Source organism: Nocardioides panzhihuensis (assembly GCF_013408335.1).
GTDB classification, from domain to species: Bacteria; Actinomycetota; Actinomycetes; order Propionibacteriales; family Nocardioidaceae; genus Nocardioides; species Nocardioides panzhihuensis.
In genome coordinates this window covers 2816654-2836205 of the sequence record NZ_JACBZR010000001.1, presented here as the reverse complement: position 1 = coordinate 2836205, position 19552 = coordinate 2816654, and the positions used below count along the sequence as shown (strand labels likewise).

18 protein-coding genes and 1 pseudogene are annotated in these 19552 nt (G+C 67.5%); 9 read left to right on the top strand and 10 right to left on the bottom strand.

Translation table 11 applies throughout. From position 1 onward, the window contains the following. The first annotated feature begins 198 nt into the window (after window positions 1–198). The 3 genes and pseudogenes from BJ988_RS13480 to BJ988_RS13475 all read left to right on the top strand — a co-directional run bounded on the left by BJ988_RS13480 (window position 199) and on the right by BJ988_RS13475 (window position 3738). Window positions 199–786, top strand: a complete 588-nt coding sequence (locus BJ988_RS13480; protein WP_179658462.1) for an adenylate kinase — start codon at window positions 199–201, stop codon at window positions 784–786. Between the two features lie 380 nt (window positions 787–1166). Next, window positions 1167–1938: pseudogene (locus tag BJ988_RS30455) on the top strand (relaxase domain-containing protein); the annotation flags it as partial. A gap of 114 nt (window positions 1939–2052) precedes the next feature. Continuing rightward, on the top strand, window positions 2053–3738 hold the full coding sequence (locus BJ988_RS13475; RefSeq protein ID WP_246321913.1) for an ATP-dependent DNA helicase: 1686 nt from the start codon (window positions 2053–2055) through the stop codon (window positions 3736–3738). Window positions 3739–3763: 25 nt separating this feature from the next. On the opposite strand, the gene BJ988_RS13470 is transcribed toward BJ988_RS13475, so the two are convergent. The 4 genes from BJ988_RS13470 to BJ988_RS13455 all read right to left on the bottom strand — a co-directional run bounded on the left by BJ988_RS13470 (window position 3764) and on the right by BJ988_RS13455 (window position 7570). Next, on the bottom strand, window positions 3764–4684 hold the full coding sequence (locus BJ988_RS13470) for a nucleotidyl transferase AbiEii/AbiGii toxin family protein (protein WP_179658460.1): 921 nt from the start codon (window positions 4682–4684) through the stop codon (window positions 3764–3766). Then, the gene (locus BJ988_RS13465) at window positions 4677–5411 is read right to left on the bottom strand and encodes a type IV toxin-antitoxin system AbiEi family antitoxin domain-containing protein (protein WP_179658459.1); all 735 of its coding nucleotides are present in this window, start codon (window positions 5409–5411) and stop codon (window positions 4677–4679) included. Before BJ988_RS13465 ends, BJ988_RS13470 begins: the two co-directional genes overlap by 8 nt. A gap of 112 nt (window positions 5412–5523) precedes the next feature. After that, window positions 5524–6327, bottom strand: coding sequence for a helix-turn-helix domain-containing protein (locus tag BJ988_RS13460; protein WP_179658458.1), 804 nt, complete (start codon window positions 6325–6327; stop codon window positions 5524–5526). Between the two features lie 301 nt (window positions 6328–6628). Further along, window positions 6629–7570, bottom strand: coding sequence for a GlxA family transcriptional regulator (locus BJ988_RS13455; protein ID WP_179658457.1), 942 nt, complete (start codon window positions 7568–7570; stop codon window positions 6629–6631). A 108-nt stretch (window positions 7571–7678) separates the two neighbouring features. Between BJ988_RS13455 and BJ988_RS13450 the strand changes: the two genes are divergently transcribed. The 3 genes from BJ988_RS13450 (at window position 7679) to BJ988_RS13440 (ending at window position 10275) form a co-directional block, all read left to right on the top strand. After that, on the top strand, window positions 7679–7990 hold the full coding sequence (locus BJ988_RS13450; protein WP_003941073.1) for a putative quinol monooxygenase: 312 nt from the start codon (window positions 7679–7681) through the stop codon (window positions 7988–7990). A gap of 631 nt (window positions 7991–8621) precedes the next feature. Then, entirely contained in the window at window positions 8622–9941 is a 1320-nt protein-coding gene (locus BJ988_RS13445) for an ISL3-like element ISPfr2 family transposase (RefSeq protein WP_179658456.1), read from the top strand. Window positions 9942–10017: 76 nt separating this feature from the next. Beyond that, window positions 10018–10275, top strand: a complete 258-nt coding sequence (locus BJ988_RS13440) for a hypothetical protein (RefSeq protein ID WP_179658455.1) — start codon at window positions 10018–10020, stop codon at window positions 10273–10275. On the opposite strand, the gene BJ988_RS13435 is transcribed toward BJ988_RS13440, so the two are convergent. Together BJ988_RS13435 and glnA are read right to left on the bottom strand one after the other, a co-directional pair. After that, window positions 10266–10667 carry a hypothetical protein gene (locus BJ988_RS13435; protein WP_179658454.1) on the bottom strand — a complete coding sequence of 134 codons (402 nt, stop codon included), beginning with the start codon at window positions 10665–10667 and terminating at the stop codon, window positions 10266–10268. The two genes, BJ988_RS13440 and BJ988_RS13435, sit on opposite strands and share 10 nt — an antisense overlap. A 282-nt stretch (window positions 10668–10949) precedes the next feature. Continuing rightward, entirely contained in the window at window positions 10950–12371 is a 1422-nt protein-coding gene (gene glnA / locus BJ988_RS13430) for a type I glutamate--ammonia ligase (protein WP_179658453.1), read from the bottom strand. Between the two features lie 213 nt (window positions 12372–12584). On the opposite strand from glnA, the gene BJ988_RS13425 reads away from it, so the two are divergent. After that, entirely contained in the window at window positions 12585–13058 is a 474-nt protein-coding gene (locus BJ988_RS13425) for an RDD family protein (RefSeq protein ID WP_343051601.1), read from the top strand. Between the two features lie 65 nt (window positions 13059–13123). Next, window positions 13124–13912 carry an SCO4651 family lipoprotein gene (locus BJ988_RS13420; RefSeq protein WP_179658452.1) on the top strand — a complete coding sequence of 263 codons (789 nt, stop codon included), beginning with the start codon at window positions 13124–13126 and terminating at the stop codon, window positions 13910–13912. Between the two features lie 88 nt (window positions 13913–14000). On the opposite strand, the gene BJ988_RS13415 is transcribed toward BJ988_RS13420, so the two are convergent. The 3 genes from BJ988_RS13415 to lipB form a co-directional block, all read right to left on the bottom strand. Beyond that, window positions 14001–14711: a DUF4191 family protein gene (locus tag BJ988_RS13415; protein ID WP_179658451.1), complete on the bottom strand. Its 711-nt coding sequence runs from the start codon at window positions 14709–14711 to the stop codon at window positions 14001–14003. Between the two features lie 35 nt (window positions 14712–14746). Further along, on the bottom strand, window positions 14747–15694 hold the full coding sequence (gene lipA / locus BJ988_RS13410; RefSeq protein ID WP_179658450.1) for a lipoyl synthase: 948 nt from the start codon (window positions 15692–15694) through the stop codon (window positions 14747–14749). An 81-nt stretch (window positions 15695–15775) separates the two neighbouring features. After that, entirely contained in the window at window positions 15776–16513 is a 738-nt protein-coding gene (gene lipB, locus BJ988_RS13405; RefSeq protein ID WP_179658449.1) for a lipoyl(octanoyl) transferase LipB, read from the bottom strand. Window positions 16514–16676: 163 nt separating this feature from the next. Between lipB and BJ988_RS13400 the strand changes: the two genes are divergently transcribed. Beyond that, window positions 16677–17420 (top strand): DUF6612 family protein, encoded by a 744-nt coding sequence (locus tag BJ988_RS13400; RefSeq protein WP_179658448.1) that lies wholly within the window; start codon window positions 16677–16679, stop codon window positions 17418–17420. Window positions 17421–17486: 66 nt separating this feature from the next. Here BJ988_RS13400 and sucB read toward each other — a convergent pair whose 3' ends face one another. Then, window positions 17487–19349, bottom strand: coding sequence for a 2-oxoglutarate dehydrogenase, E2 component, dihydrolipoamide succinyltransferase (gene sucB, locus BJ988_RS13395; RefSeq protein WP_179658447.1), 1863 nt, complete (start codon window positions 19347–19349; stop codon window positions 17487–17489). Window positions 19350–19552: the final 203 nt, after the last annotated feature.

Here is a 19552-nt window from a genome sequence, read left to right as displayed (position 1 = left end):
CACTGTGTCGATCCCCGGGCCCGCTCCACACCCTGCGAGCAGGTCGCAGTTCTTACTGCCTGATCGGAGGGTATTGGCCCGCCCGAAGGCGAGGCCCGCGCGTTCGCAACGTGACTGCAGCGGTGCGACACCTAGCCTCCGACCAGGCGTGATCGTCGGGTGACCGGCGCGCTCTGACAACGAAAGGTCCGTATCCGCATGCGACTCCTTCTGATGGGCCCACCCGGCGCGGGCAAGGGCACCCAGGCCGCCACGATCGCGGCACGCTTCGGCATCCCGGCGATCTCGACCGGCGACATCTTCCGGGCAAACGTCGCTCAGCGAACCACCCTGGGTGTCCTAACCGACACGTACATGGCCGCGGGCGAGTACGTCCCGGACGACGTCACCAACGCGATGGTCGCCGATCGGCTCTCCAGGCCGGACTGTGCCCACGGCTTCTTGCTCGATGGGTACCCGCGCACGCCACAGCAGGTCGACGAGCTCGATGCGCTCCTCGGCTTCGCCAGCGTCGGAATCGATGCGGTCGTGCTGCTCGAGGCCGAGACCGAAGAACTCGTACGCCGCCTCCTGCTGAGGGCGCAGGAGCAGGGCCGTGACGACGACACCGAGTCGGTGGTCCGGCGCCGACTCGACCTGTACGCGGCCGAGACCGCTCCGCTCGCCGCCGAATACGCCGGCCGCGGACTGCTCGCATCCGTGGACGGTCTGGGGTCGGTCGACGAGGTCGCCGAGCGCATCCTGTCTGCGCTGGTGGCCGTCTCGGCGGCGCTCGAGAACCGCTAAGCCTTGGTGCTGGCGACCTGACGACCTGCTCGATCTGGCACGCCAACGCCCTTTCGTCCAGTAGGCCGCACGGGCCGCTCGCTGGTCGGCTGCTCGCGTTCGGGCGCACCCGGTCCGGCGATCGATGCTCTCGGGTCCAGATCTCACGGCCTGGCTCCGACAAAGCGGGGCTGGCCTGAGGGCATCCGTCGATCTCCACTGCAGGTATTGGAGAGTCGGCCATCGCACTAGGTCGTCAAACCTGGCCTGCGTGTCTCGACGGTTCCTGACGGAGGTTGACGTACTCCAGAAATCGGGCGCTGACTTGGATACATCACTTCTAAGACGGTCGGCACGCATGCTACACAGATCAGTAGGAAAACAGGTGATCACCTGCGGGTATGTGGTTATCGACGGTTGTTGACGGAGGTGTGTCGGGCGTGCATGGTGGGGTGAAGTTCTACACCGGCCGGGCGGTCGACGCGCGTCGCTATGTCGAGGCCGACAGTTTCGGGGCTGATGACTACTACCTGGCTGAGGGGACGGGGGTGGCCGACAGCTACGCCGTCACCAACAGCACAGTCGAGCGGTCGCCGGCGATGGATGCCGAGACATACGAGCGATGGGTGGGCGGCCTCGACATCGAGACCGGACGGCCGAAGGGTCGCCTACGCAAGGAGGGTGTGAAGTTCGTCGAGGTGACGGTGAACGGGCCGAAGTCATGGTCGTTGGCGGCCGCGATGCATCCGGATGTGTCGGTGGCGTACGACGCTGCTCAGCGCGGCGCGGCAGAGCAGATCTTGTCGTGGGTGGGGGAGCATGCGACCACCAGGGTGGGTCCGATGGGGCGGCAGGTGCAGGTGGCGGGGGCTGCACACGGTCGGGTTCCGGGAGAGCATCGCGGCGATCAACGGGATCGGCCATGCGGCGGTGATGACCGACCCGGGGTTCCGGTCTGCACTCGCTGGGCACGGCTATCACGTCGATCCGGTCTCCGGGGAGATCGTCGAGCTGGAGGCGTATGGGGAGGCGTTCTCGGCGCGGTCGAAGCAGATCGGGCACAACATCGATCGGTATGAGGCCCAGTGGAGGAGCGAGCATCCGGGGGAGGAGCCGGGTCCGCGGTTGCGGCGGTCGTGGGATCGGAGGGCGTGGGCCGATGAGCGGCCGGACAAAGTGGTCCCTACCTCGGGGGCAGCGTTGGAGGAGCACTGGTGCAACGAGCTGGCGGAGCTCGGTTTCCGGCCGCCGCGTCACCGGGTCGAACTGTTGAGGCCGTGGCCGGGGATGCTCGACCGTGACGCGCTGGCGGCGGAGGGGTTGTGCCGGTTGGGTGCTCGTCGGTCGGCGTGGAGTCGGGCCGATGCTCGTGGCGAGGCCGAGCAGCTGATCGCGGAGAGCGGGCTCGTCGTCGACGTCGGTGTCCGCACCGAGTTGGCCGAGGATTTGACTGCTCGGATCGTTGCCGGCTCGGTGCCGTTGGTCGAGCGCGACGACGTCCCGGTCGACGTACGTTCCTTGACGTCGCCTTGGGTGGTCGCGGTCGAGCGGCATCTGGTGCGGCGCTTCGCCTGCCGAGCCGATGAGCCCGGACGGCGTGTGGATCTTCGACGGGCTCGGCGCGCGATCGTCGGACTTGGCCGGGACCAGATCGCCGCAGTGGAGCATCTGGCGGGTAGTGAGCAGTTGGTGGTGATCGAGGGTGCTGCTGGGGCGGGGAAGACGGCCGCGCTTGCGGCCGCCCAGAGGGTCCAGCGGTTGCAGGGGCGGGAGATGGTGGTGGTCTCACCGACCTTGAAGGGCGCCAGGGTAGCTGCCGGTCAGGTCGGCGCCTCGGCGTATTCGGTGGCCTGGCTGCTGCGGCAGTATGGGTTCCGGTGGGATGACCATGGGCATTGGGAGCGGGTCGAGCCCTCCCCGCACCGGGTTGCCCGGTTGCGGCGTGGGAACCTGCTCGTGGTCGATGAGGCTGGGATGCTCGACCAGGACGCTGCGGTCGCGCTGGTCAAGATCGCCGACGTCACCGGGGCTCGTCTGGCGTTGGTCGGGGACCGGCATCAGTTGCCTGCGGTGGGTCGGGGTGGCGTACTCGATCTTGCCTGTCGCTACGCCGGTGGTCATGTCGACTTGGATGGGGTGCGGCGATTCGCCGACCCCGAGTACGCCAGGATCAGCCTGGCTATGCGGGCAGGAAGGCGATCCGAAGCGGTCTTCGACCGGCTGTTGGCCCGCGGTGAGATCGTCGTGCACGCCTCCGAGGTCGAACAGGTCGCCGCGCTCGCTGAGGCTGCCGCCAGTACGGACGAAGGGGTTGCGGTCGTGGCTGACACCCGCGACCAGGTCGCCAGGATCAATGGCCTGGCCCACCGATCACGCGCCGCAGTGCTTGACCCGAGTGGCAGGTTCATGACCAGGTCGGGGGAGCGGATCGAGGTCGGTGACCGGGTCGCGACCCGCCGCAACGATCCCGATGCCGATGTTGCCAACCGAGAGACCTGGACCGTACGCCAAACCGACCGCGACGGCGTCGTCCTCGACGGCCGGGCCGGGCGTCGCCGGGTGTCGTGGGACTACGCCCGAGAGCATCTCGACCTCGCGTGCGCGACCACGGCCTATGGCGTCCAGGGCGAGACCGTGTCGGTCGCCCACGTCGCGGTCGGCACCCACACCAGTGCGTCCTCGGCGTACGTCGGGATGACCCGCGGCCGCGATCGCAACGTCGCCCACCTCGTCGCCGACTCGATCGATGACGCACGACGACAATGGGTCGAGGTCTTTGACCGCGACCGCGCCGACCTCGGACCCGCGCACGCTGCTCAGCGTGCCGCTGAGGACATCGAGCGCTACGGATCCGTTGGTCCACCGCGAAGGGCCGGGCGCCATCTAGTTCGGCAGGACCGCGGCCGAGGAGAGGCAGGGCTCGACCGGCCTACGTCGTCGACGCCGTCCCATGGGCCGAGCATCGGCTTCTGAGCAGCTGCAGCGCCGCACGTGAGGCTCAGTCGACGTGAGTCCAAGCGCGGGTGCCTGCGTGCCACGTGGACTCCGACACCGAGCCGGTCAACGCTGGATCGACGAACGCCCCGACCAGTCCGATCGCGTGGTCAACGGTCCGATAGGCGGCGCAGTAGGGCACGTTCTTGGCCATCTTGGCATAGGCAGGTCCCCAGCTGCTCGGGACGACGAACCTGTTGATCGGTTCCATCTGGCGCAGTCGTGTCTCGTGGGCGATGGCGGTCTGCAAGGCGCGGCCGGAGACGTCTTGGGTGGTCGCGAGGACGACGAGATCGACGAGGTCCTTCTCCCGACTGGACGGTCGACCGTGGTGGTCGGCCATCGTGGCGCAGACCTTGTCGGCGATCTGGTCGACGACCGGATAGAGCCGATAGGGATGGCTGGTCAGCCGCGGCAGCGCGAGCCCGCTGGCGGGGGTCGCGGAGGTCACGGGTGCAGTGACACCCACCCCGACGGCGAGGTCGATGTTGACCTGCGTCTTCTTCTGAGCTCCGACGTAGACGTCGAAGGAGACGCGGTAACCGTCGGTGTAGGGCTGCTCCTCGCCGCCGATCGAGGCTTGGTGGCCGGTGTAGACGAAGCGGAAGTGGTCACCCAGGTCGACGCTGGCGAGTCGGCGAAGGTCGTCGAGAGCCTGGTCGAGGGTGAAGCCCTCACGGTAGAGATCGATGTCCAGCGTCGAGCGGGTGGACGGCACGCGAGCGAGCATCCCGGTTCCACCCTTGAGGATCCATTCGGACTCCTCTCCTTCGGAGAAGACCCGGCTGAGGAAGCGACGGAAGTGTTCGATCCGAATCCGCTCGTTGATGGTCAACGAAGGATCGGCAGCCGAGGCTGCACGCGCGGCGTCCTTGATCGCTGCTTCGACGCCGGCGGGTGCGGCGTACGGCTTGGGGTCAGCCAACGTTCTCGACCTTCCTCGCGACCTCTGCCAGGGTCGCGTACGTCGGGGACTTTGCGAGCCGGCGAGCGAGTGATTCGGGATCCAGTCCGGCGCTCGTCAGAAGGCGTTTGAGGAGGCCGTTGCCGTCACCGCTCCGGATGCCGTTGCGGGCTGCCAGCGGCGCGAGCATGTCGGCGAGCACCGTGGTGTCGAGCGCCGCCTTGTCGACGGCGTCCCGCAGGACGTCGGCGACCAGGCTGAGGTCGGTCCGCGCCTCGACGAGGTCCGCGACTGTCCGCTCGACAGTGGTCACCGGCAGTCCTTGGGCGATGGTGACCTCTCTTTCCGTCAGGGATCGTTGCCGGTAGTGGATCTCGAGCCGTTGGGTCTGCCGACGCTGTCTGGTGGTGAACTCGTGCCGGTCGGCAGGAATGTCGCCCAGCCCGTGGAGGCGAGCAGCCGACGTGCCGGAGACGATCACTCCAGCAGCGCCGTCCCTGAGGCGATCGCTTGCGAATCGTGCAGGTTCAGTGCTCAGCCATGCGGCGCGCAGGTCCTCGAACTCGTCGCTCGGCGCGCCAGCGTTCCGGTAGACACCATGGGCCAGCCGTAAGAGGTGACCGGCGGCTGCGAGGCGAGACATCTCGAGCCGGGTGACTCCAAGTGCCCGGGCCTGCCCAGAGGTGACCATGCCCCACTGGGAGGCGGTTCCCTCAACAAGCTCCACTCCAGCCTCAGGACTCTTCATGCTTGAATTGTATCTCTCAGTGTGACACTTTCCAAGAAAGATGCTTGCTGGTGTATGGGATGCGGGTCCAGGCGGCGCCACCGTATGTCGCTACATCGTCGAGGTCTGCGCGTCAGCCCCAGGGGTGGCCATTGACGGGATCGACCCGGCGTTTGGCGTGTGACGGCGGCTCTGTCGGGGAATCGGTCGGCGAGACCGTTGGAGGCAGCGGCTCGTATCCACGGATCTGAGCGGTCTCGGTGCCGTCGGGACCGAGACCGCGAGTGAAGCCGAGGTCGAAGATGTCGACAGTCTTGGTGGGAGTGGCGCGGACGATCGCCGGCGTCCAGCTCACCCGGATCTCGTCAGGCAGGTCGAGCTCGTCCCAGAGGTCGACGAGCAGGGCGCCGTCGAGCCAGCGGAGCATCGAATGCGGGAGTCCCCAGCGGATCAGGATCTCGTACGCCCGGGCGCGGTCGGTGCGGTCGCTCAGGTCCCAGTCGGTCTGGCTGGTGTGGTTGACCATGTCTGGCACGTGCAGGATCACGAAACAGGTGGGCGGTCCCACGTTCCACAGCATGTTCGGGACCCAGAACGCTTCGACACCGGGCATCGCGCGTTGGGTGAAGTCGATATGCGCGCGGAGTGAGAGCTCGAGGCCGGTGGCGTGAAGGATCCGTTCGGCGACCTCGAGAGCCGGAGACTTCACCCCTCGTTCGTACGTCGACAGCGTGGCTTGGGACGTGCCTGCCCCCTCGGCGAGCTCGGTCTGGGTGAGGCCAGCGACTCGTCGGGCCGCCTGAAGAAGTCTGGTTCCCTCGATCGCTTCAGGATATCCGATCGGACCTGCACCTTCGATCGGATCTAAAACGGCTCTTCCCAGATGAGGGTGTAGATGTCGAGGTCTCCCGACGACGGAGGTTCCTACGCCATCCATCCGAAAGACCTCGACGTGACCGACGCTACCCCGCCGGCCGGCTTCGGCCGCCCTGACCTGACCGCCTTCGCGTCTCATCCCAATCGACCCTGATCGGGTCTGCTGACCCCCTCGACGAGAACGCAGCGACATCACAGCCACCCGACCCCGACCGTCCGGGATGCCGGGACACGTCACATGGCCTGTGCTGCGGGCGTGTCGAGTGGGTCGTCCAGGGGCGACGCAGGGGCGTCGACGCGACGTGCTGAGAGGTGGTTCCAGTCGAGCGCTAGGGGACACCGGCTACAGGCATGGCGATAGGTCAGGAACGGCGTCGCTCCCTGCGCAGGAGGGAGCGCAGAGTCTCGGCGTTCGCGTAGCCGACCCGTAGCGCGATCTCGGCGGAGGTGAGGTCCGTGGTTGCTGAGAGGTGCCGAGCTCGTTCGATGCGAAGCCGTTGGACGAAGCCGAGCGGAGTGAGGTTGAGCGCCGCACGGACTCGTCGTTCGAGGGTGCGCCGGCTGGTGCCGAGCGACTGCGCGACGAAGGCGACGTTGAACGGTTCGTCCAGGCGGGCGCGCACGAAGCGTTCGAACTCGACGACGATCGGGTCCTCGTGCCGGAGATGTTCGTAGGCGACGAAGGCCGCCTGCGACGGACGCTCGTCGATGATGAGGAGCTTGGCGACATGTTGGGCCAGGTCGGGGCTGATCGATCGCACGAGTGAGAGCGCGAGGTCGATGTGGGCGAAGGCGGCGCCGGCGGTGACGAGGTTTCCGTCGACCACGACCATGGTGTCGAGATCGAGTGCGACGGTCGGATAGCGCTTCAGGAACTCCGGCCCCAGGAACCAGCTGGTCGTCGCCCGCCGATGATGCATCCGTCCGGTCTCGGCGACAGCGAACACGCCGGTGCACGCCGCGGCGATCCGGGTGGTCGCGTCGTCGAGGCGCCCGAGCGAGGCGATGACCGAACGAGCATCTCGGCTCTGGAGGGCGTCGTTGGTAGCGGCGGCCGTGAGGGTTCCAAGCGCAGGGACGACGACAACGTCGAACTCTGCAGACTCCGACAGCGGGTGGTCCACCGACAGGGTCATCGATGTTGTCGTGGTCACTCGCCGTTTCGGTCCGAGGATGGCGAGTTCGATCGGGTCGATCCGCGGGTCGACATCGCCGCGGGCTCCGTCGGCCACCCGCACGATGTCGATGACCGACGCGACAGCCGAACCGAAGCAGCCGTCGATCGCGATCAGTCCGATACGCATGGCGCGAACAATAGCAATACTGCCGTATACGCCACTTCTCACATGCCCTTGCTCGTCATACGCTGAACTCGCTTCACCAAGAAACCTCGACACCTAGGAGAACCCCTCATGTCCACACCCGCATCACTTCCGTATGCCTTCGTCGCCAAGATCGTCGCGGCCGATGGACAGCACGACGCGCTCGCCGATCTGCTCGCCGGCGCTGTCGCGCTCGCCAACGAAGAAGTAGGAACGATTGTCTGGTTCGCGGTCAGGACCCACGCCGACACGTTCTGGATTTTCGATGCATTCCCCGACGAGGCCGCTCGCGACGCCCACGCCAACGGCGCCATCGTCGCAGCCCTGATGGCCAACCAGCACCTCCTCGGCGCAGCACCCGAGATCCTGGCGGCCGACGTCCTCGCGTCCAAGCTCCCGTAGTCCGCCAACGCACGAGACGATCGCGCCCCGCCGAGCCGTCGCCAGGTCGCGACGCAACGCCACGCTGCGTTGCCGAGCGGTGCGAGGCCTATCGGCACACGGACAGGATGCCGGCCGCGAGCGCTCAGCCGGCGAGGGGTCCGTCGCAGAGGAGAGCGACGTCGGTGTCGGGCAGAGCCGTGAGGCCAGCGCATTGCGCGACCACCAGAACCGAACCGCCCCTGTCCTGCGTTTGCGCAGGTCAGGGGCTGTTCGCCGGAGCCGCCTGTCGGAATCGAACCGACGACCTAATCACGTCGGCTTTGCGTCTATCGCTTGATGCGCCCACTGGGCGAACGAGCCGCTGACCTGCGCAAACGCCGAGCGTGGGGGACGCCGCCATCCGGGGTGACCGACGACGACCGACCAGTACCGACCGTTTCACCGGAGCTTGCGGCGGCGTCGAAGCCGGGCAAGCTCCATTCCTTTAGCTCACCGCGCCCTCCTCCTCGCCGGTCCCGTCGTCGTCGAAGACGTTTCAGGGGTCTTCTCAGATGACGGTGTAGGTCGGCCGGGCGCGTCGGTCCGCAGATAGACGTCGAGGTCTCCCGACGACGGAGGTTCCTACGCCGTCCATCCGAAAGACCTCGACGTGTCCGACGCTACCCCGCCGGCCGGCTTCGGCCGCCCTGACCTGACCGCCTTCGCTCGACTCGACGGCCTCGGTCTGAGCGTGACCGGACAACGACTTGAACCGGATCGTGCGGTCCTCGCGTGCCGCGTGGTGGAACCAGATCAGTGGTGCCGACGGTGCGGCAGCGAAGGCGCTGCTCGTGACACCGTGATCCGGCGGTTGGCCCACGAGCCGCTGGGCTGGCGACCGACCGTGCTGGAAGTTGTAGTGCGCCGCTACCGCTGTGCCGACTGCGGACACGTGTGGCGCCAAGACACCAGCGCCGCGGCGGAGCCACGCGCGAAGCTCTCGCGCACCGGGCTGCGGTGGGCGCTGGAAGGGATCGTGGTCGCACACCTCACCGTCGCCCGTGTCGCCGAGGGACTCGGGGTCGCGTGGGACACCGCCAACAACGCGGTCCTGGCTGAAGGCAAGCGGCTGCTGATCAACGACCCCACGCGGTTTGAGGGCGTGAAGGTCATTGGCGTCGATGAGCACGTCTGGCGCCACACCAGGCGTGGCGACAAGTACGTCACCGTGATCATCGACCTCACCCCGGTCCGTGATGGCGCCGGCCCAGCAAGGCTGCTGGACATGGTCGAGGGCCGGTCGAAGGCGGCGTTCAAGACCTGGCTCGCCGACCGCGACGACGCCTTCCGTGACGCGGTCGAGGTGGTCGCGATGGACGGCTTCACCGGGTTCAAGACCGCCGCTGCAGAGGAGATCCCGGACGCGGTCACGGTGATGGATCCCTTCCACGTCGTGCGCCTGGCCGGTGACGCCCTCGACAGGTGCCGGCGCCGGGTCCAACTCGCGATCCACGGGCACCGTGGGTTCAGGGACGACCCGCTCTACAAGTCGCGGCGCACGCTGCACACCGCCGCGGACCTGCTCACCGACAAGCAGAGCGACAGGCTACGCGCGCTGTTCGTTGATGACGCTCACGTCGAGGTCGAGGCGACCTGGGGTGTCTACCAGCGCATGATCGCCGCCTATCGCCACGAGGACCGGCAACGTGGCCGCGAGCTCATGGAGAAGCTGATCACCGACCTCAGCGCCGGCGTCCCCAAGGTGCTCACCGAGCTCACCACCCTGGGCCGGACCCTGAAGAAGCGAGCCGCTGACGTGCTCGCCTACTTCGAACGACCCGGCACCAGCAACGGGCCGACCGAGGCGCTCAACGGACGGCTCGAACACCTGCGCGGCTCCGCACTCGGGTTCCGCAACCTGACCAACTACATCGCCCGAAGCCTGCTCGAGTCCGGAGGATTCAGACCGCAACTACACCCCCATCTGTGAAGAGCCACGTTGATGCCCTGCGCCGTCGCGCAGGTCGACTGGCGCCCGTAGTCTGTGATCGAGGTGTGAGAAGTCGATGAGCAGCTACGCCAGCCTGAGTGACGGCACGTTGGCCGTCGGCCGTGACCTGATTGAACGTGAACTGCTCAACGGCTCCGGCGCAGACGCAGTGAAGTTGCAATGGGCGTTCGACCAGGTTGTCGGCGACACAGGTCGAAGGCGAGCAGTTGCGCAGGTTGGCCGCGAAGATGCGCGAGTAGCCCAGCCGAGGAGGCGATCACGTAGGCAGATGGGCATCGGATCGGCCGTTGCCTTTCGTGCTTGCTACATCTGAGGGACCTCCGGCGGCTCCGGCGGGCGATGATCGCGGTGCGCAGGCTCGGGAGCGACGATCGACCTGGCCTGCGCGCGAGTTGCTGGAATTCCGCGCTCCATGTCCAGCGCGAGCTCTGCCAGTTCAGTGTCGTTGATGTACGCGGCCTCATTGACCCAGCCAGGGAAGACGGTCTGGTTCTGCGATGCGCCGTGCGTGTCACCCATCATGGAGCGGTACGCCTCGCCGGCTGCGGTGAGGAAGGCGACCAGCGTCGTGAGGGCGTGGTGTGGGTCGACGTCGGCACCGACACCCGAGTAGAGGTCGTATGCCTCGCAGCCGATGTTGTTGAGGTTGTCGTCGTTGAGTCGGTAGCCGTATCGCTTGCGCACGCCGCCGTCCTCGTCCTTCACGCCGCCAACGTGCCAAACGTACATTCGGAGGGTGCCGGCCGCCGCCGAGGCGCTGGATTCGTCCCAAGTGGTCCACATGCTGTTGAGGTGTGCGCGGCATGTCCGTCGGATACCGGGCATACTCATACCCGGTACACGTATGAGAGCACCTCTTGTGCTGGGGCCACACTGGGGCCACAGAACAACGCAAAACGGTGACTGACACCGAAAGACGCCGACAGACGTTCTCCCAGGTCAGCCACCGTTTTCAGCAGACGCTGACAGGCGCTGAAAAGTGCCGGATCAGATGTCGTAGTAGAGCTCGAACTCGTGCGGGTGCGGGCGGAGCTGGATCGGGAGGATCTCGTCGTTGGTCTTGTAGTCGATCCAGGTCTCGATCAGGTCGGGGGTGAAGACGTCGCCCACGGTGAGGAAGTCGTGGTCGTTCTCCAGCGCCGACAGGACGGCCCCGAGGGAGGTCGGGACCTGGTTGATCTCGGCCATCTCGTCGGGCGGAAGCTCGTAGATGTCCTTGTCGATCGGAGCGGGCGGCTCGATCTTGTTCTGGATACCGTCGATGCCGGCGAGCAGCAGGGCGGAGAAGGCGAGGTAGGGGTTCGAGGACGGGTCCGGGAACCGGGTCTCGACACGCTTGGCCTTCGGGTTGGTGCCCGTGATCGGGATGCGGACCGCGGCGGAGCGGTTGCGCGAGGAGTAGACCAGCGAGATCGGAGCCTCGAAACCCGGCACCAGGCGGTGGTAGGAGTTCACCGTCGGGTTGGTGAACGCGAGCACCGCGGGGGCGTGCTTGAGGACACCGCCGATGTACCAACGGGCCATGTCGGAGAGGCCGCCGTAGCCGGTCTCGTCGTAGAACAGCGGCTCGCCGGCGTTCCAGATCGACTGGTGGACGTGCATGCCCGAGCCGTTGTCGCCGAAGACGGGCTTCGGCATGAAGGTGACGGTCTTGCCGGCCTCCCAGGCGGTGTTCTTGACGATGTACTTGAACTTCATGACATCGTCGGCAGCCTTGAGCAGCGTGTCGAACCTGTAGTTGATCTCCGCCTGGCCGGCGGTGCCGACCTCGTGGTGGGCGCGCTCGACGAGCAGGCCGGAGGCCTCGAGGTTCTTGACCATCACGTCGCGCAGATCCGTGAAGTGGTCGGTGGGGGAGACCGGGAAGTAGCCGCCCTTGTAGCGCGTCTTGTAGCCCAGGTTGTTCGAGCCGTCGGGGTTCTTGTCGGCGCCCGAGTTCCACCAGGCCTCGACGGAGTCGATCTTGTAGAACGACTCGCCCTCGGAGGTGCTGTAGGCAACCTTGTCGAAGATGAAGAACTCGGCCTCGGGGGCGAAGAAGGCGGTGTCGCCGATGCCGGTCGAAGCCAGGTAGGCCAGCGCCTTGCGCGCGATGTTGCGCGGGTCGCGCGAGTAGGCCTCGCCCGTGATCGGGTCGTGCACGAAGTACATCAGCGCGAGCGTCTTCGCGGTGCGGAACGGGTCGATGTACGCAGTCGTGACGTCCGGGTACAGCGCCATGTCGGACTCGTGGATCGTCTGGAAGCCACGGATCGACGAGCCGTCAAAGGCCTGGGGCTCCAGGGTGAACGACGACACCGGCACCGTGAAGTGCTGCTGAACGCCGGGCAGGTCGACGAAGCGGATGTCGACGAACTCGACTCCCTCGTCAGAGATGAACTTCAAGAGTTCGTCGTCAGTGCTGAACATCAATCCTCCTTGGCTCACCCGTGCGGGCAGAGCCAGATAGGTCTCTCGCGATCGAGGCCGGGCCCTCGTGGACTCGACCGTGCCACGCAAACTATGAAGGGACGGTTGCACAGGAGTGTCGCAAATGTTTCGGGCGTGTAACAGGTTGTGTGATTTGATCGGCACCCATCCCGATCTCACCCCTCAAGACGTCGCCGCCTACGCTTGGCCGATGTGACCGGTTCCGCCACCCCTGTGACGCCCACTCTGCCTTACCCGACCGCGAGCTGGGGTAGGCGCGTCCTCGCGCTCTTCATCGACTGGCTCGCCTCGTCGCTGGTTGCGTCGGTCTTCCTCGGCGTACGTGCGCTGCCCTTCGGGTCGCTGCTCGCCGGTGTCGACCCGCGGCCGGTCGACAACCTGTGGATCCTGGCGGTCTTCATCGTCCAGACCGCGGTCTTCACCGCGATCGGCGGCGGCTCGTTCGGCAAGCTCGTCACCCGGCTGCGTACGGTGCGCGTGTCGCCGGGCGCTCCGGACGTACGCCCGCCGGATCCGCTGCGGAGCATCGCGCGCCAGATCCTGGTCGTCCTCGTGGTTCCGCCCTTGGTCTTTCGTGGCGACCGGCGCGGGCTGCACGATCTGGTGGCAGGCACCGCGACGGTCACGCTCCAGACCTACCGACACGTGTTTCGCCGGGTGGGTTGAGCACCCCACCCGGGTAGGTTGGAGCGGTACGCCGCAGGCAGCGGCACACACGAAGGGGAAGCTCAATGACGCACAACCGTACTCTCGGGCCACGTGGCCTCTGGCGCCGCGCTGCTGCAGCGGGCGTGCTGGCCGTATCGCTCTCGGGCCTGGTCGCCTGCGGCGGTGGGGGTGGGGATGGTGCCGGCGGCGCCAGCGAGGGGGAGACGGTCTCCGCCGAGGAGATGACCGAGGTCATGAAGAAGTCGACCGACCTCGACACCGCCCACTTCACCACGAAGATGGACGCGAAGGTCTCGGGCCAGGCCGTCTCGATGACGGGTGAGGGCGACCTCCAGATGGAGCCGTCCGCCCATCACTCCACCATGAAGATGAGCGGTGGCTCGATGGACATGGATCTCGAGACGATCCTCGTAGACGACAAGATCTACATCAAGGGCATGATGGGCGACTCGTGGATGACCGCGAGCGCCGACCAGCTCGAGCAGATGGGCGGCACCAGCCTGGAGTCGATGAGCAACCCGCTCGCCTTCTTCGACGGCATGGAGGAGTCGATCAAGTCCGCCAAGTTCGAGGGCGAGGAGAAGCTCGACGGCACCGCCACCGAGCACTACAGCTTCACCGTCGACTCCGCCGGTCTCGCCAAGAGCCTCGGCGCCGACAGCAACAAGGGCATGCCCGAGACGATCGAGCAGGACATCTGGGTCGACGGTGACGGCCTGCTCCGCAAGGCCGAGGTCGCCATGGGCGACATGGGCACCGTCGAGATGGTGCTCACCAAGCTCGGCGAGGACGTCTCCATCAAGGCGCCGCCCGCCGACCAGGTCACCGACATGCCGAGCATGGCCGGCTGAGAAGTCCGCTCAGGACGCAGCGTCCAGTACGCAGCAGGGCCGGTCCCCGTTCGGGGACCGGCCCTTGCCGTTCAGCGACTGAGCGGGATCAGCGACCGCGCAGGTTGCCGCGCATGCCCTTCATCGAGGTCGGGACGGGGCCCTTCGGGATCGGCACGGCGCCACGCGTGGCGTCGACCGCCTTGAGGCGGTTGATGATGTCGGTGATCTCGGGACCGGCGACCTTGCGGCCGATCTTGGTGACGTGCTTGGTCAGCCGCGGGAGCGGGATCTCGTCCTCACCGTTGCCGGCGACGATGGTCGTGATCGGGACCTCGCCCAGGACCCGGGCGTGGTTGCGCTTGGTGCTGGCCAGCAGCGAGCGAACCTTGCTCGGGCTGTTGCCCTCACCCACGAGGACGACCCCCGGAGGGCCGACCACCCGGTGGACCAGCGTCTGGCTGCGCGGCTCGACGCCCACGGCCTGGGTGACCGTCCAGCCCCTGCGGAGCATGGTCAGGGCTGCGTACCCGCCGCCGACCTGGCCCTCGAGGCGGGCGTACATCACCTTCTGGGCACGCCGCGAGAACACCACCATGGCGGCCAGGAGGCCGGCCAGGAGGGCGCCGACGATCGTGAAGATCCAGGAGAAGATGCCCTCGCCGGGCAGGAGCCAGAAGATCACGCCGGCGACCGCGGCGACGACCACGAAGATCGCGCCGAGGATGAGACCGATCTTCGGGTCTGACTGCTTGGTGAGCTTGTAGGTCTCCACCATCTGCTGGCGACGACTCATGGTGCTCGGGTCGGTCTGGGACATCTTCCTCTTTCAGTCTTCAGATTTCGTACGCTGCGTCAGGCGCTGGCAGCAGCGGTGTCACGCGCTTCGATCGCCTGACGGTACAGCCGACCGGCGCGGTAGGACGAACGAACGAGCGGTCCGGACATGACGCCGGAGAAACCGATCTCCTCGGCCTCGGTCTGGAGCTCGACGAACTCCTCGGGCTTGACCCAGCGCTCGACCGGGTGGTGACGCACGCTCGGGCGCAGGTACTGCGTGATCGTGATCAGCTCGCAGCCGGCAGCGTGCAGGTCACGGAGCGCCTCGGAGACCTCTTCGCGGGTCTCGCCCATGCCGAGGATCAGGTTGGACTTGGTGACCAGGCCGAAGTCACGGGCCTGGGTGATCACGTCCAGCGAGCGCTCGTAGCGGAACGCCGGGCGGATCCGCTTGAAGATCCGCGGAACGGTCTCGACGTTGTGGGCGAGCACCTCGGGACGGGACTCGAAGACCTCGGTGAGGAGCTCCGGGATGCCGTTGAAGTCGGGGATGAGGTTCTCGACGCCGGTCTCGGGGTTGAGCTCGTGGATCTGCTTGACCGTCTCGGCGTAGAGCCAGGCGCCGCCGTCGGCGAGGTCGTCGCGGGCGACACCGGTGATCGTGGCGTACTTCAGACCCATGGTCTGCACCGACTCGGCCACGCGGCGGGGCTCGTCACGGTCGAGCGCCTGCGGCTTGCCGGTGTCGATCTGGCAGAAGTCGCAGCGGCGGGTGCACTGGTCGCCACCGATGAGGAAGGTGGCCTCGCGGTCCTCCCAGCACTCGAAGATGTTGGGGCAGCCGGCCTCCTGGCACACCGTGTGGAGGCCCTCGGACTTCACCAGCGCGGTGAGCTCCTTGTATTCAGGCCCCATCTTCGCTTTGGTCTTGATCCACTCGGGTTTGCGTTCGATCGGGGTCTGCGCGTTGCGGACCTCGAGACGGAGGAGCTTGCGACCTTCTGGGGCAGGAGCTTGAGTCACCCGACAAGGGTACGCCGCCGGGTGATGGAACCCCGAAGCCAGGCGGCTACTGGTCGGTCACACCGGCTCGACCGGCTCCGCTCAGCCCAGGCTGGGGGAGAGCAGGGGCACCCGAGGGGTCTTCGCCGGGTCCGGCTTGGGGTCCAGGCTCGGGCCCGGCTCGTAGTCGCGCCAGGAGAGCATCTCGGCGATCTTCTCGTGGAGCACCGGCATCGCCTCGGCGTTGCCGATCTGCCGCCCGGCCTCGATCGAGAGCGTCGTCACCCCAGCGTCGGAGATCCCGCACGGCACGAACCGCTCGTACCACCCCAGGTCGACGTCGCAGTTGAGCGCGATGCCGTGCATGGTCACGTGCTGGCTGACCCGCAGCCCGATCGCTCCGACCTTGCGCTCCAGGCGGCGTACGCCGTCCGGGGTCTCGCCCGCGGGCAGCCACACGCCGCTGCGGCCGGGCACCCGGTAGACGGTGACTCCGAACTCGGCGCAGGTCAGGATCATCGCCTGCTCCAGGCGACGTACGAAGTCGACGACCTTGACCTTCTCGGGCAGCCGCACGATCGGGTAGGCGACGATCTGGCCGGGGCCGTGGAAGGTCACCTCGCCGCCGCGGTCGACATCGATCACCGGCGCGCCGCCGGGATCCGCGGGCCGGTCCTCCGGCTTCGTACGCTTCCCGGCGGTGTAGGTCGGCGGGTGCTCGAGCAGCAGCACCGTGTCGGGCTCTTCGCGGTCGACGACGCGCTGGTGGATCTGCTTCTGCAGCTCCCAGGCGTCCAGGTAGTCGATCGTCCCGGCATCGACGAAGCGCAGCTCACTCACGCGTCGATCGTACGCCCCTGGAAATCGGGGTCAGGTCTCGGTTGTGTGACGGAAGACCGATAGGCCCACAGCGGCACGCAGCGCGCTGACAGACTCCGTCTGTTTTCGGCTGGTCCTGCTCGGGAGTGATCCGCCACCAGATCATTTTCGAGAGGCAATACACGTGCAACCCACGCAGAATCGGCGCCGTCTGGCGGCTGCAGTCCTCGCGTTCGCCGCGACGTCCACGCTCGCTGCCTGTGGCAGCGGGTCAGCCGAGAAGCCGGAGGCCGCAGCCGAGGCCGCCCCCGGTCTCGAGGCCGGGAGCAAGCTGTCCGAGGCGGATGCCAAGAAGCTCCTGGAAACGGCGGTCGACGCGATGCCCACCGTCCACGTCACGATGGACATCAAGGCCGTCGAGGGCGGCAAGAACGTCACCGCGGACTCCGAGGGCGACTTCCAGAGCGAGCCCGCCGCCTTTCAGTCGAAGATGACGGTCGACGAGGCCGGTACCACCTCGACCGTCGAGCTCATCTCGGTCGGCGAGTCGACCTACATGAGGGTCGACGACGAGAAGCAGTGGATGAAGGACGACGGGATGCTCAGCGGCATGGTCACCGCGATGATGCCGAGCCCGTTCGCACTGATCGAGAGCATCGAGGGCGAGGTCTCGGACGACTCCACGACGTACGTCGGCCAGGAAGAGATCGCGGGCACGGACGCCGCTCGTTACTCGATCGCCGTCGGCCAGGCGGTGACCGGCGAGGGTGAGGGCACGCTCGACGGCTGGGTCGACAGCGACGGCAAGCTGGTCCGTGTTCTCCTGGCCATGGGTGAGAACAACGAGATCTCCGTGGACTTCAGCAACCACGGGGAGAAGCTCACCATTGCCGAGCCGCCTGCTGCCGACCTCATGGACATGGGCTGATTCCAGGGCCCCAAGAGACACGAGCGGCGCGGTCCTTGAGGACCGCGCCGCTCGTTGCTTACGGGCTCAGAGCTCGAACTGAGCCGCCTCGAGGCGCTTCTTGACGTCCTGGAGGAAGCGGCCGGCGTCGGCACCGTCGACCAGGCGGTGGTCGTAGGTGAGCGCGACGTTGACCATGTAGCGCACCGCGATCGTCTCGCCGAGGTCCGGGTCGTCGATGACGACCGGGCGCTTCACGACCGCACCCGGGCCGAGGATGGCGACCTGCGGCTGGTTGATGATCGGGGTGTCGAACAGCGCACCGAACGAACCCAGGTTGGTGATCGTGAAGGTGCCGCCGGAGAGCTCGTCCGGGGTGATCTTGTTGTTGCGGGTCCGGTCGGCCACATCGGCGATCTTCTTCGCGATGCCCGCGATCGACAGGTCGCCGGCGTCCTTGACGACCGGGGTCAGCAGGCCCTTCGGGGTGTCGACAGCGAAGGCGATGTTCTCGCGGTCGTAGTAGGTGACCGTGCCGGCCTCCACGTCGATCCCGGCGTTGAGCTTCGGGTGCACCTTGAGCGCGTCGATCGCAGCCTTGGCGAAGAACGGCAGGTACGTCAGCTTGACGCCCTCACGCTGCAGGAACCCGGCCTTGTTGGCCTCACGGAGGCGGGCGATGTTGGTGACATCGACCTCCATGACCTGGGTCAGCTGGGCTGCGGTGTGCAGCGACTCGGTCATCCGCTCGGCGATCACCTTGCGCAGGCGCGAGATCTTCTCGGTGGTGCCACGCAGCGGCGACGGGGACGCGGGGGCACCGGACGACGCGGCCGGAGCGGTCGAGGCCGCCGGAGCCGCGGCTGCCGGGGCAGCGGCGGGAGCCGACTTGGCGGCGGCCGCCTGGAGGATGTCCTCCTTGCGGATCCGGCCGCCGACGCCGGAACCCTGCACGCTGTCGAGGTCGACGTTGTGCTGGGCCGCGAGCTTGCGCACCAGCGGGGTCACGTAGCCGCCGGACTGGATCGCCGGGGAGCTCTCGGTGGTCGGCTTGGCGTGAGTCGGGGCGGCGGGAGCTGCCGGAGCGGGCTTGGCAGCGGCCGGGGCAGGAGTCGGCTCGGGAGTCGGCTCGGGAGCCGGCTCCTGGGTGGGCTCCGGGGTGGGCTCAGCCGCGGGCGCCGGGGCGGGCTCAGCCGCGGGCGCCGGGGCGGGCTCGGGCGTGGGCTCGGGAGTGGGCTCGGGGGCCGGAGCGGCGGACTCGGGCTCCTCAGCCGGCGCGGCGCCGGCCTCACCGACGAGCGCGAGCGCGGCGCCGACCTCGACGGTCTCGTCCTCGGCGACCTTGATCTCGAGCAGGGTGCCGGCGACCGGCGAGGGGATCTCGGTGTCGACCTTGTCGGTGGAGACCTCGAGGAGCGCCTCGTCGACAGCGACCTCGTCGCCGACCTGCTTGAGCCAGCGGGTGACGGTGCCCTCGGTGACCGACTCACCCAGCGCGGGGAGGGTGACCTCGGTGGCGTTGCCGCCGGCGGGCTTGGTCTCCGCCTTGGGCGCGGCGGGGGTCTCGGGCTCGGCGGGAGTCTCCGGCTCGGCCGGAGCCTCGGGCTCGGCCGGAGCCTCGGGCTCGGCGGCAGGAGCGGGAGCGGACGCCTCGGCGGGCTCCTCCGCAGGCGCGTCCGGCTCGGCCGGAGCGTCAGCAGAGTCGGCCTCGTCGGCCGCGCCGACGACGGCGAGCAGGCCACCGACCTCGACGGTGTCGTCCTCGGCAGCCTTGATCTCGAGCAGGGTGCCGGCGACGGGCGAGGGGATCTCGGTGTCGACCTTGTCGGTGGAGACCTCCAGCAGGGCCTCGTCGACCGCCACGGTGTCGCCGACCTGCTTGAGCCAGCGGGTGACGGTGCCCTCGGTGACGGACTCGCCGAGTGCCGGGAGAGTTACTTCGGTGGCCATGGGTTCCTTCGTTCTACGTCTGTTCGTTGCTCTACTTGTATGTCCGGACACGCGCGCCGCCAGGACCGAGCTCGAGGGCTCGGTGCGGAGAAGGTCGCATCGGTCTGGGCCGACACCTGCCCGACGCACGCATGATGCCGCCAGAAGGGCGGCCGAGGGCGTCGATCACGGCCCCATCTTGTCACTACCCTTGCAGCGCTGTG

Coding starts and splice junctions, on each gene's coding strand:
- BJ988_RS13460 (WP_179658458.1), bottom strand. CDS start 6,327: ATGGATGGCGTAGGAACCTCCGTCGTCGGGAGACCTCGACATCTACAC.
- BJ988_RS13455 (WP_179658457.1), bottom strand. CDS start 7,570: ATGCGTATCGGACTGATCGCGATCGACGGCTGCTTCGGTTCGGCTGTC.
- glnA (WP_179658453.1), bottom strand. CDS start 12,371: ATGTTCAGCACTGACGACGAACTCTTGAAGTTCATCTCTGACGAGGGA.
- sucB (WP_179658447.1), bottom strand. CDS start 19,349: ATGGCCACCGAAGTAACTCTCCCGGCACTCGGCGAGTCCGTCACCGAG.
- BJ988_RS13465 (WP_179658459.1), bottom strand. CDS start 5,411: ATGAAGAGTCCTGAGGCTGGAGTGGAGCTTGTTGAGGGAACCGCCTCC.
- BJ988_RS13450 (WP_003941073.1), top strand. CDS start 7,679: ATGTCCACACCCGCATCACTTCCGTATGCCTTCGTCGCCAAGATCGTC.
- BJ988_RS13415 (WP_179658451.1), bottom strand. CDS start 14,711: ATGTCCCAGACCGACCCGAGCACCATGAGTCGTCGCCAGCAGATGGTG.
- BJ988_RS13440 (WP_179658455.1), top strand. CDS start 10,018: ATGAGCAGCTACGCCAGCCTGAGTGACGGCACGTTGGCCGTCGGCCGT.
- BJ988_RS13480 (WP_179658462.1), top strand. CDS start 199: ATGCGACTCCTTCTGATGGGCCCACCCGGCGCGGGCAAGGGCACCCAG.
- BJ988_RS13420 (WP_179658452.1), top strand. CDS start 13,124: ATGACGCACAACCGTACTCTCGGGCCACGTGGCCTCTGGCGCCGCGCT.
- BJ988_RS13475 (WP_246321913.1), top strand. CDS start 2,053: ATGCTCGACCGTGACGCGCTGGCGGCGGAGGGGTTGTGCCGGTTGGGT.